The sequence below is a fragment of the Prevotella sp. P5-92 genome, assembly GCF_002251245.1.
Lineage (GTDB): Bacteria > Bacteroidota > Bacteroidia > Bacteroidales > Bacteroidaceae > Prevotella.
Genome location: NZ_NPJG01000053.1, coordinates 45,523 through 56,241, shown reverse-complemented (window position 1 = coordinate 56,241; position 10,719 = coordinate 45,523). Strand labels below are relative to the sequence as shown.

Sequence of the window (10,719 nt, the reverse complement as noted above, 5' to 3'; positions counted from 1 at the left end):
TAACGCGTGCGCGCGCGATACCGAAGTTTTTTCTGCTTGCAACCTTTTGTCGCAGCGAGAGGGCTGGGTGGGGTAAGAAGTGGGAAAAGTTACCAGTTAACCGTTAACAAGTTAACCTTTTTGAGTTTTTTAGGTGACGTTTAGGCAGAGGACTGTCCCCTGTCTTAAACTTCCGAAACTCGAGTACATCATACTTTACACCCTAATTAGCAACAGTATTATTCATGTTTCCCCAACAGAAGCCGTCAAGTCTCCACTGCTTCACCACCCCATCTGCCGCTCTTCAAGTATGGTGCCGGCCTTGCCACGCAGGAAGTCTATCGATGGCAGACGGCCGTCGGGAAGGCGTCTGGTGAAGAGAAGGGAGACAGAGGTGCTCACAAACATTTCGGCAGTCACCTCCACCGAGCTGACAGATGGAGCAAAGCTGTTGTTGGTGAGAGTGATGCGGTCGGGGTCGATATTGATGAGATGACCGCCAAGGGACGCGTCGGTGAACGTCCACGACACGTTGTTTGCCAGACTGTGGTCGTAGCCGGGCACGTCGATGGCCTCGAAAGTGTTCTTACGGTTTAGCATGTTGTAGTTTGAGCGGTTGCCGCACGAGGTGTTGTTCTCCCAGGTGTTGCCTGCCAGGTGGTGGTTGGCATAGAAGCCGTGCGCCTTGTTGCGGTAAGCGAGAGAGTGATGTATATAATGAGCAGGGCACACGTCGGGGCACTTTGTCTTTCGCTTGTTCATCCCCCATCCGCCAGCCTTGAAGCCGTTGCCGTCGCCAGCACTTACGAAATTGACAGTGTCGGCGGGATTTGAGGAGGGGCAGTAGCCGTTGTAGAACGCCATGCAGTGGTCTATCTCCACTGGTGCGGCACACGAGATAAGATCGAAGCCGTCGTCTGAATTGCGCCATGCGCGGCATCTTCTGAACACGTTTCCCACCTCAAACGTATCGAACACGTGGCAGCCGAAGCCATCCACATTGCCGCCATAGGGACCTTCGGAATAATCGTCGTAGTTGTTATAGGCGTCGCAATCGACGACAAGATTATGCGACCCTCGCTTCTGGTAATATCCTATCGCCATGCCGTCGTGCATGGCGATGTCCTCGACGATGCAGTGCGACCCGCGCCTTGCGCTGACACACTCAGACTGTGTATGTCCCTTGATGCGTACAGGCACGCCGACGATGTCGAAATTACGCAGATGAACGTAGTCTGCACCGAGATAGAAGGCGGCAAAGCGGTGCTTGCCGTCGAGCATCAGTGCGGAGAAGTCGAACACGGGTCGTTCGCCGGGATAGCCCATATAGCATGTGCGATGCTCTGCCGTACCGGCTTTCTCAAGTGCGAACACGAAGGCATACACGCCATTGATTTTCATCACCTGGCTGTCTGTCACGTTGTATGTGCCTCCACGGAAGCATACGGTGTCGCCGCCTTCGGTCAGCCTGTAGGCTGCTGGCAGCGTGGCTAACGGTGCGTCGATGGTGCCTGCCGCCGCGTCGTCGCCCTGTGGTGCCACATATATCACCTTTGCGTCGGTGGCGGTGACGATGGCGGTCAATAACGTCAGGATTGCGAGAAAATGTCTTTTCATTTGAGTTTTTATTGTTCCTACTTCATTTCTCCCACCTTGATTTTTCCGTCTTTAGACACCGTGGTGTCGAGTACGTAGCTCGTGGTGGCTTCGGGGATGCCAATGACGGTCTCGAAGTGGAAGCCGTCGCTGTCGGCACGCGAGAGATTCATGTCGCCGAGTATCGACTGGTTGAGGAAGTCGGCGGGCACCTTCGAGGCATAGAGTTTCTTGGTGATGTCGCTCGAATAGATCTTCTCTGCCCCGCGATACACGCTGAGGTGGATGATGTTGTCGTAATAGACGTTGTCAACGGCCACTCCGTCGTCGTTGAACACGCGTCGCAACACCTTGTATTTCGTGGGGTTGATGGCCACATAGCAATGGTAGCGCTCGCCGCCGAGGGTGACGACGGTGTCTTTTTTCAGCTGTCGGGTGGTGACGGCAAACGGCTGATGCTTATGCTGCTCAAACTCGGCGTTGTCGTCGGGCGAGTTGCTCTTGGTGAGCTTGAGTTCCTCGCCGTTTTGGTTCTTGAACACGAGTATGGCGGCCGAGAACTTGACAATGGGGTAACGCGACGGCGGCTCGCCTACGACGAGCGTGTCGTTGACTACCTTAAAAAAGGCCGGCTGGCTCGTGCTGTCGGGATAGAGTATGGTGTCGCCCTTGACCATGAAGTTCACCTCCTGTGTCTCGTCGTCTATCCATACGCCTTGCATCATCTCCTTCGCCTTGGTGTCTTCTACGGCGCTAAGTTTCACGTCAGTCTTCTTCTGGCACGACACGGCGGCGCAGCCAACTGCAGCGGCGAGGAGAAGTGTGGTAATAATCTTCATCTTGATGTGTATGGTTAATAAGGGATTGGGGTAACTAAAGGAATATTCCCCACCATTAGAAATACTCAGCATCGGCGAATGTCGCGCCGCGGAGATCCTTCTCGCTGGTGAGCACCTCGGCCATATCCATTGGCCATGCGATGCCGAGTTCGGGGTCGTCGAAGCGGATGGACGCCTCCTGCTGCGGACAGTAGGCGTTGTCAACCTTATAGGTGAACACAGCCTCGTCGCTGAGCACGAGGAAACCGTGGGCAAAGCCGCGGGGAATGAACAGCTGGCGCTTGTTCTCGTCAGTGAGCTCCACCATGACATGTCGGCCGAAGGTGGCGCTGTCGCGGCGCAGATCGACGGCAACATCGAGGACGGCTCCCTTCACCACCCTCACCAACTTTGCCTGCGAGGCATCGCCTTTCTGATAGTGCAGTCCGCGCAACACGCCGCGTGAGGATTTCGACTCGTTGTCCTGTATGAAGTCAACATGCCCGACATGCTGCTCAAACTCTTCCTTCTTCCAAGCCTCGAGAAAATAGCCGCGCTGGTCGGGGAAGACGCGTGGTTCGATGACGAACACGCCCTTGATTTCTGTCTCTATATAGTTCATCTTTTACAATGGTTATTTTACTTTCGGTGTGCAAAAGTAGCAATTTAAAATGATATATGAAACGATTTTGATGATTTTATATGATTTTCAACCCATTTTTGTTGGTTTTTCCAAAAAAATGGAGTAATTTTGCACTCGTGATTGAATTAGACAGACATATAGAGATACTTCTGCTCGACAATGACTGCGTAATTGTGCCCGGTTTCGGAGGCTTTGTGGCACATCATGTCGAGGCCAGATATGACAAGAGCGACAACTCGTTCTTGCCACCCTTGCGTTCGTTAGGGTTCAACCCTCATCTGAAGAATATCAACGACTCGCTGCTCGCACAGTCTTATGTGGAGGCATACGACATAAGCTACCCAGAGGCACAGCGGGCCATTGCCAACGACACAGAGAGGATGAAAGCCTCACTCTGCGAGCAAGGAACATTTGAACTGAGAAACATAGGCACACTCGCCGTCAACGACCAGGGCGACATCGTGTTTGAGCCGTGCGAGGCAGGAATACTCACTCCCGCACTTTACGGGCTCGACGCCTTTGTCATCGATAGGCTCGACGCCACGCCAAGGCAGAAAGAAAGCGCCCCAGTGGCAGAGATACCTCTGCTGGAGGAGGAGCGCAAGCCCACGCCCGCCCTGCCCACCTCGTTTATCGAGCCGGCAGCCGAGGCTGACGATGACAACACGGCATACAGCGAGCGCACCATCAGCATCAAGGTGTCGTGGATAAGAAACATTGCCGTGGCGGCCGCCGCCATCGTGGCTTTCTTCCTCATCTCAACGCCAGTGAGCAACAGCATCGAGGGAAAGATGTATGTCAGCGACATGTCAACAGGCGTGCTGACAAAGATTTCCGTGCTCGACACGCCAAACGCCAAGATGACAAAGACCAACGTGAGACGCGTGGAAGAAAAGATACGGCAGACTGCAGCAGCCATTCCGGCCGAAGATGCCGACACGGCAAAGGCAAGCCACATGGCGAAAGGCGAAACCGCGGCAAAGGCCGACGCCACAGCCTCGAAAAAGACAGCCATGAAACCCGACACTACAGCCCCGCGCGGCGTGGCTTACGGCATTGTGCTGGCAAGCCAGGTGACACGCGGCGGCGCCGACCGCTATGTTGAGGAGCTGCACAAGGAAGGCCACGACAAGGCTTTCACCTATATTAATAATAAGGTCGTGAGAGTGATCTACGGGCAATACGACACCGAGGAGGATGCCCTGAAGGCTCTCAACAAGGTGCGCGGAAGCAAGCACTTCGAACAGGCCTGGATATACAAGATGAAACACGCCGAGAACAGAAGATGAAAAGAGTAAGATGCCCGAAATGTGACAACTACATCACTTTCGACGAGACAAAATACACCGACGGACAGTCGTTAGTGTTCAAATGCGACCAGTGCGGAAAGGAATTCGGAATACGCATAGGCACCTCGAAACTGCGTAACATGCAGAAAGAGGAGAAACCCGACGAGCAGGCCAACGAGAACGGAGCCGGCTCGCTGGTGGTGATAGAAAACGTGTTCCACTACAAGCAGGTCCTGCCGCTGAAGATGGGCGACAACACCATTGGCAGATACATGAAAGGCAGCGCCACAACACTGCCCATAGAGACCAACGACCCGAGCATCGACATCAACCACTGCACGCTCAACGTGAGCCGCGACAAAAGGGGAAAACTGAAATACGTGCTACGCGACGGACCAAGCTACACCGGCACCTTCGTTGACAACGAGATACTCGGCGACCGCGAACGACGCGTCATCGAGGACGGCACGCTGTTTACCATCGGGGCGACATCGGTCATCCTCCGCGCAGGCGACAGCGACGACAACGACTGAAAAAACCAACAAGAGAATAGTATAGAACAGAACAAAAAAAGAAAAAATGAAACCCACTGCCATTATCCTCCTGCATTGCCCCGACCAGCCGGGCATAATCTCGGAAATAACAAGGTTTATCACCGACAATCAGGGAAACATCGTTTATCTTGACCAGTATGTAGATCATCAGGACAGCATGCTCTTCATGCGCATAGAATGGGAACTCGACAACTTCCTCATTCCAAGAGACAAGATAAAGGAATATATCGACACGCTCTATGCACAGAAATACGAGATGGCATGCAGCCTCTACTTCAACGACGTGAAGCCACGCATGGCTATCTTCGTCAGCAAGATGAGCCACTGCCTCTACGACCTGCTGGCAAGATACAACGCCGGAGAATTTAACGTCGAGATACCTTGCATCATCAGCAATCACGAGGATCTGAGATACGTGGGCGAACAGTTTAATATCCCCTTCCACGTGTGGTCGATAAAGAAAGACCACTCCAACAAGGCCGAGGTGGAACAGGCTGAGATGGAGCTGCTCGCAAAAGAAAAGGTGACGTTTATCGTGCTGGCGAGATATATGCAGATCATCAGCGACGAGATGATAAAGGCATATCCAAACCACATCATCAATATCCACCACTCGTTCCTGCCTGCCTTCATCGGCGCAAAACCATATCACCAGGCTTGGGAAAGGGGCGTGAAGATAATCGGCGCCACAAGCCACTACGTGACCGCCGAACTCGACGCCGGACCGATAATAGAGCAGGACGTGGTGCGAATAAGCCATAAAGACACGCCTGAGAGCCTCGTGCTCAAAGGACGCGACCTTGAGAAAATTGTCCTCTCGCGTGCCGTAAAAAAACACATCGAGAGGAAAATACTCACATACCACAACAAGACTATCATTTTCAGTTGACCCTGAGTTGACGCTAAATTGACTCTGAGCCACTACACACATAAGAAACTCACATGAACATAGCGATAGTAAAATACAACGCCGGAAACATCTACTCGGTGGTGAACGCCCTGAGGAGAATGGGCATAGAGCCCGACCTCACCGACAACGCCGAGCGTCTGGCCAAGGCCGACAAGGTGATCTTCCCAGGACAAGGGGAGGCACGAAGCGCCATGGACTATCTCAGGGAACGACGCCTCGACGAGGTGATACGCAACCTCAGACAGCCCGTGTTCGGCATCTGCGTGGGACAACAGCTGCTGTGCCGCCACTCTGAGGAGGGAGACACCGACTGCATTGGCATCTTTGATGCCGACGTCAGACGATTCGTGCCTTCACGACACGAGGAAAAGGTGCCCGCAATGGGATGGAACAAGATAACCGACACCAAGTCGCCGCTGTTCAAGGGATTCAAGGGATACGAATATGTGTATTTCGTGCATAGCTACTACGTGCCGCTCTCTGCCGACACCATCGCCACGGCTGACTACATACAGCCCTACAGCGCCGCGCTCGCCAAGGACAACTTCTTCGCCACACAGTTTCACCCCGAGAAGAGCGGCAGCGTGGGAGCACGCATCCTACAGAACTTCATCGACCTCTAAACAGTAACGACATGATTGAACTCATACCCGCTATAGATATCATAGAAGGCAAATGCGTACGCCTCACCAAAGGCAACTACGACACAAAGACCGTATATGGCGACCCCGTAGATATGGCAAAGATGCTGGAAGACAAAGGCTTTACACGACTGCACATGGTGGATCTCGACGGAGCAAAGTCGAAACACATCGTCAACGTGCATGTGCTCAACGCCATCACCTCGACAACAGCGCTGACCGTGGATTTCGGCGGAGGAATAAAGACCGACGACGACATCACAAAGGCCTTCGACAACGGGGCGGCAATGGTCACCATTGGTTCGGTGGCCATCAGCAATCCCGACCTCTTCGACGGATGGCTCGACAAATACGGCGCGGAGAAAATCATTCTCGGAGCTGACGTGAGAAACGGAAAGATATCTATCAACGGATGGAAAGAAGACTCCGACACCGACCTGCTGCCGTTCCTCGAACGATATGTGAGACACGGAGTGAAAACCGTGCTCTGCACCGAAATCTCGCGAGACGGCATGATGGGAGGCACGGCAGTGGAGCTCTATTCGCAGATAATGGACGCCTCCCCTTCACTTCACCTCATAGCCAGCGGCGGAGTGTCGAAGGCCGACGACATCTACGAACTCAACCAGAGGGGAATCCCCGCCGTGGTGTTCGGAAAGTCGATATACGAGGGGAAAATCGACCTCCAACACCTCGTGGAATGGTCGAAACAACAACAGCCATAGTATTCACACCTTATTATATATATAGTATGGGACTTGCAAAACGAATCATACCTTGTCTCGACGTCAAGGATGGTGAAACCGTTAAGGGCACCAACTTCGTCAACCTCAGGAAAGCCGGTGACCCCGTGGAACTGGGAAAGGCTTACAGCGAGGCGGGAGCCGACGAACTGGTCTTCCTCGACATCACAGCCAGCTTCGAGGGAAGAAAGACATTTACCGAGATGGTCACCAACGTGGCAAGGGAAATAAACATCCCGTTCACCGTGGGCGGAGGCATCAACGAACTCAGCGACGTGGAACGGCTCCTTTATGCCGGCGCCGACAAGGTGAGCGTCAACAGTGCCGCCATACGACGGCCGGAACTCATCGACGAGATAACAAGACGCTTCGGCAGTCAGGTATGCGTCTGCGCCATCGACGCACGACTCGACCCCGACGGATGGCACTGCTACCTCAAAGGCGGACGCGAACGCACCGAACGCGGACTCTTCGAATGGGCTCACGAGGCACAGGAACGCGGAGCCGGAGAGATACTCTTCACCAGCATGAACCACGACGGCGTCAAGGACGGATATGCCAACGAGGCACTCGCCAAGCTCGCCGACGACCTCTCCATACCCGTCATAGCGAGCGGGGGAGCGGGAAAGAAAGAACACTTCCGCGACGCCTTCACCATAGGCCATGCCGACGCTGCACTCGCCGCCAGCGTCTTCCACTTCGGCGAGATTCCCATCGGCAGCCTGAAAGAATACCTTCGCAACGAGGGCATTGAAGTGAGAATCTGACAACATAGACTGACCATAAGGACCAGCAAAACAACAACGTAGGAAAAAACAAAAAGAAGAAATATGAATATCGACTTCGAAAAAACAGGCGGACTCGTCCCTGCCATCATACAGGACGCCACAACAAAGACAGTGCTCATGCTCGGATACATGAACAAAGAGGCACTCGACAAAACCATCGAGACAAAGAAGGTGACCTTCTTCAGCCGCTCAAGACAGTGTCTCTGGACTAAGGGAGAGACCTCGGGCAACTTCCTCGAACTCGTGGACATCAAGGTGGACTGCGACAACGACACACTGCTCGTCAAGGCTAACCCGACAGGACCCACATGCCACACCGGTACCGACACATGCTGGGGAGAGACAAACGAGAAAAACCCTCTGCTCTTCCTCACTTACCTGCAAGACTTCATCAACCGCCGACACGAGGAGATGCCAGAAGGAAGCTACACCACATCGCTCTTCAAGGACGGACTCAACCGCATGGCACAGAAAGTGGGAGAAGAGGCACTCGAAGCAGTGATAGAGGCATGCAACGGCACCAACGAACGTCTCGTCTATGAGGGTTCGGACATGATATACCATCTCATCGTTCTTCTCACCAGCAAAGGCTTGCGCATAGAAGACCTCGCACGCGAACTGCAGGTGCGCCACGACCCTAACTGGCACAAGCATTAAGCCACAGCATTATGTTGATCGAATACAAAAACGCCAAGATCTGCCAAACCGACGGCAAAGTGATCCTCGCCGACGTGAACTTCAACGCCGGAGAAGGTGAGTTCATATACCTCATAGGACGAGTGGGAACGGGAAAAAGCTCGCTTCTCAAGACCATGTACTTCGAACTCGACCTCGATGAGGCTGAAAAGGCCGTCGTGCTCAACCACGACATCAAGTCGCTGAAACGCAAGCATGTACCTGCACTGCGCCGACAGATGGGCATCATCTTCCAAGACTTCCAGCTGCTGGCCGACAGGACCGTAAGGCGAAACCTTGAATTTGTGCTCAAGGCCACAGGATGGAAAAAGAAAGACGAGATAGAGGCAAGGGTTAAAGAGGTGCTCGCCGAAGTGGGTATGGAAGAGAAAATAGACCAGATGCCACACGAGCTCTCCGGAGGCGAACAGCAGCGAGTGGCCATCGCACGTGCCATACTCAACAAGCCGAAGGTGATCATCGCAGACGAACCTACAGGAAACCTCGACCCCGAGACGGCGGAAAAAATTATCCAACTGCTCAGAAACATCTCGCAGACAGGCACTTCGGTGGTGATGAGCACTCACAACCTTCCGATGCTTGAAAAATATCCTGGCATCGTGTATCGATGCGCCGAAGGACATCTCGAAGAGGTGACCGGCGACTACAACAAAATAAAAATGGAACTCGACTGAGTACGCAATTGAATAGTAAAAAAAAAAAGCATATCGATATGAAAGTAATGAAATTCGGAGGCACCTCAGTAGGCACTCCAGCCAGAATGAAAGAAGTGACAAAACTGGTGACCCAATCAGGCGAACAGGTGTTCGTAGTGTTCTCTGCCATGTCGGGAACGACAAACTCTCTCTTGGAGATCTCTAACTATCTCTACAAAAAGAATCCCGAAGGCGCTAACGAGGTAATCAACAAACTCGAAGAGAAATACATGCAACACGTCGAGGAACTCTACTCTACCGAAGAGTGGAAAGAGACCACACGTGCCTTCCTGCTCGAGGAATTCAAGTATCTGCGCTCGTTCACCAAAGAGCTCTTCACCAGCTTCGAGGAAAAGAACATCGTGGCACAGGGCGAGATGATGAGCACCAACATGATTGCAAACTACATGAAGGAACAAGGCATCAAAGCCACACTGCTCTCGGCTCTCGACTTCATGCGCACAGACAAAAATGCAGAACCAGATCCATCTTACATCAAGGAGAAACTCGCTTCTATCCTCTCTGAAAACGAGGGAGCACAAGTGTATATCACCCAGGGATTTATCTGCCGCAATGCCTACGGCGAAATCGACAACCTGCAGCGTGGAGGCAGCGACTACAGCGCTTCGCTCATCGGTGCCGCCATCAACGCCGAGGAGATACAGATTTGGACCGACATCGACGGCATGCACAACAACGACCCACGAGTGGTGGAAAAAACCGAACCCGTTCATCAGCTTCATTTCGAGGAGGCTGCCGAATTAGCTTACTTCGGTGCAAAAATCCTCCACCCCACATGCGTACAGCCTGCCAAGTTTGCAGGAATACCCGTCAAACTGCTCAACACCATGGACCCGCAGGCTGAAGGCACCACCATCAGCAACCGCACCGAGCGCGGCAAGATAAAGGCTGTGGCAGCAAAAGACAATATCACGGCCATAAAGATCAAAAGCAGCCGCATGCTTCTCGCAACGGGATTCCTCAGAAAGGTGTTCGAAATATTCGAAAGCTACCAGACTGCCATCGACATGGTGTGCACATCGGAGGTGGGAGTGTCTATGAGCATCGACAACAACTCGCATCTCGACGAGATTGTTGACGAACTGAAGAAATACGGCACCGTCACCGTTGACAAGGACATGTGCATTATCTGCGTGGTGGGCGACCTCGACTGGAGCAACGTAGGATTCGAGACACTGGCTACCGAGGCGATGAAAAACATCCCCGTCCGTATGATCTCCTATGGAGGCAGCAACTACAACATCTCGTTCCTCATCAAAGAGAGCGACAAAAAACGTGCACTGCAAAGCCTCAGCGACACTCTGTTCAACAAATAAGACAAACATTTTTCACACAAAACAAATACA

General features: G+C 53.0%; 12 protein-coding genes. 9 read left to right on the top strand and 3 right to left on the bottom strand.

Annotation, left to right across the window (positions count from 1 at the left end):
- Nucleotides 1–261: 261 nt before the first annotated feature.
- The 3 genes from CIK99_RS06050 to rfbC are packed head-to-tail and all read right to left on the bottom strand — an operon-like array spanning nt 262 to nt 3,015.
- The gene (locus CIK99_RS06050; RefSeq protein WP_094380659.1) at nt 262–1,596 is read right to left on the bottom strand and encodes a right-handed parallel beta-helix repeat-containing protein; all 1,335 of its coding nucleotides are present in this window, start codon (nt 1,594–1,596) and stop codon (nt 262–264) included.
- 17 nt (nt 1,597–1,613) lie between these two features.
- Nucleotides 1,614–2,414 carry a DUF4738 domain-containing protein gene (locus CIK99_RS06045; protein ID WP_158215915.1) on the bottom strand — a complete coding sequence of 267 codons (801 nt, stop codon included), beginning with the start codon at nt 2,412–2,414 and terminating at the stop codon, nt 1,614–1,616.
- Nucleotides 2,415–2,469: 55 nt separating this feature from the next.
- Complete coding sequence (gene rfbC / locus CIK99_RS06040; RefSeq protein ID WP_094380657.1) at nt 2,470–3,015, bottom strand: dTDP-4-dehydrorhamnose 3,5-epimerase; 546 nt, start codon at nt 3,013–3,015, stop codon at nt 2,470–2,472.
- Between the two features lie 137 nt (nt 3,016–3,152).
- Between rfbC and CIK99_RS06035 the strand changes: the two genes are divergently transcribed.
- The 9 genes from CIK99_RS06035 (at nt 3,153) to CIK99_RS05995 (ending at nt 10,689) form a co-directional block, all read left to right on the top strand.
- On the top strand, nt 3,153–4,325 hold the full coding sequence (locus tag CIK99_RS06035) for an SPOR domain-containing protein (RefSeq protein ID WP_158215914.1): 1,173 nt from the start codon (nt 3,153–3,155) through the stop codon (nt 4,323–4,325).
- Entirely contained in the window at nt 4,322–4,858 is a 537-nt protein-coding gene (locus CIK99_RS06030) for an FHA domain-containing protein (protein WP_094380655.1), read from the top strand. The genes CIK99_RS06035 and CIK99_RS06030 overlap by 4 nt, the downstream gene beginning before the upstream one ends.
- Before the next feature lie 46 nt (nt 4,859–4,904).
- Nucleotides 4,905–5,768, top strand: a complete 864-nt coding sequence (purU, locus tag CIK99_RS06025) for a formyltetrahydrofolate deformylase (protein ID WP_094380654.1) — start codon at nt 4,905–4,907, stop codon at nt 5,766–5,768.
- A gap of 53 nt (nt 5,769–5,821) precedes the next feature.
- A complete protein-coding gene (gene hisH, locus CIK99_RS06020) occupies nt 5,822–6,412 on the top strand; it encodes an imidazole glycerol phosphate synthase subunit HisH (RefSeq protein WP_094380653.1) in 591 nt (196 codons plus the stop codon).
- 11 nt (nt 6,413–6,423) lie between these two features.
- Nucleotides 6,424–7,155 (top strand): 1-(5-phosphoribosyl)-5-[(5-phosphoribosylamino)methylideneamino]imidazole-4-carboxamide isomerase, encoded by a 732-nt coding sequence (gene hisA, locus CIK99_RS06015; RefSeq protein WP_094380652.1) that lies wholly within the window; start codon nt 6,424–6,426, stop codon nt 7,153–7,155.
- A gap of 26 nt (nt 7,156–7,181) precedes the next feature.
- Nucleotides 7,182–7,940 (top strand): imidazole glycerol phosphate synthase subunit HisF, encoded by a 759-nt coding sequence (gene hisF / locus CIK99_RS06010; RefSeq protein ID WP_094380662.1) that lies wholly within the window; start codon nt 7,182–7,184, stop codon nt 7,938–7,940.
- Between the two features lie 63 nt (nt 7,941–8,003).
- On the top strand, nt 8,004–8,618 hold the full coding sequence (gene hisIE, locus CIK99_RS06005) for a bifunctional phosphoribosyl-AMP cyclohydrolase/phosphoribosyl-ATP diphosphatase HisIE (protein ID WP_094380651.1): 615 nt from the start codon (nt 8,004–8,006) through the stop codon (nt 8,616–8,618).
- An 11-nt stretch (nt 8,619–8,629) separates the two neighbouring features.
- Nucleotides 8,630–9,331 carry a cell division ATP-binding protein FtsE gene (locus tag CIK99_RS06000; protein WP_094380650.1) on the top strand — a complete coding sequence of 234 codons (702 nt, stop codon included), beginning with the start codon at nt 8,630–8,632 and terminating at the stop codon, nt 9,329–9,331.
- 38 nt (nt 9,332–9,369) lie between these two features.
- On the top strand, nt 9,370–10,689 hold the full coding sequence (locus CIK99_RS05995; RefSeq protein ID WP_094380649.1) for an aspartate kinase: 1,320 nt from the start codon (nt 9,370–9,372) through the stop codon (nt 10,687–10,689).
- Nucleotides 10,690–10,719: the final 30 nt, after the last annotated feature.

Excerpts from the sequence above, each read along its gene's own strand:
- purU (WP_094380654.1), top strand. The coding sequence starts at position 4,905 with ATGAAACCCACTGCCATTATCCTCCTGCATTGCCCCGACCAGCCGGGC.
- CIK99_RS06000 (WP_094380650.1), top strand. The coding sequence starts at position 8,630 with ATGTTGATCGAATACAAAAACGCCAAGATCTGCCAAACCGACGGCAAA.
- hisA (WP_094380652.1), top strand. The coding sequence starts at position 6,424 with ATGATTGAACTCATACCCGCTATAGATATCATAGAAGGCAAATGCGTA.
- CIK99_RS06050 (WP_094380659.1), bottom strand. The coding sequence starts at position 1,596 with ATGAAAAGACATTTTCTCGCAATCCTGACGTTATTGACCGCCATCGTC.
- CIK99_RS05995 (WP_094380649.1), top strand. The coding sequence starts at position 9,370 with ATGAAAGTAATGAAATTCGGAGGCACCTCAGTAGGCACTCCAGCCAGA.
- hisF (WP_094380662.1), top strand. The coding sequence starts at position 7,182 with ATGGGACTTGCAAAACGAATCATACCTTGTCTCGACGTCAAGGATGGT.
- hisIE (WP_094380651.1), top strand. The coding sequence starts at position 8,004 with ATGAATATCGACTTCGAAAAAACAGGCGGACTCGTCCCTGCCATCATA.
- CIK99_RS06030 (WP_094380655.1), top strand. The coding sequence starts at position 4,322 with ATGAAAAGAGTAAGATGCCCGAAATGTGACAACTACATCACTTTCGAC.
- rfbC (WP_094380657.1), bottom strand. The coding sequence starts at position 3,015 with ATGAACTATATAGAGACAGAAATCAAGGGCGTGTTCGTCATCGAACCA.
- CIK99_RS06045 (WP_158215915.1), bottom strand. The coding sequence starts at position 2,414 with ATGAAGATTATTACCACACTTCTCCTCGCCGCTGCAGTTGGCTGCGCC.
- hisH (WP_094380653.1), top strand. The coding sequence starts at position 5,822 with ATGAACATAGCGATAGTAAAATACAACGCCGGAAACATCTACTCGGTG.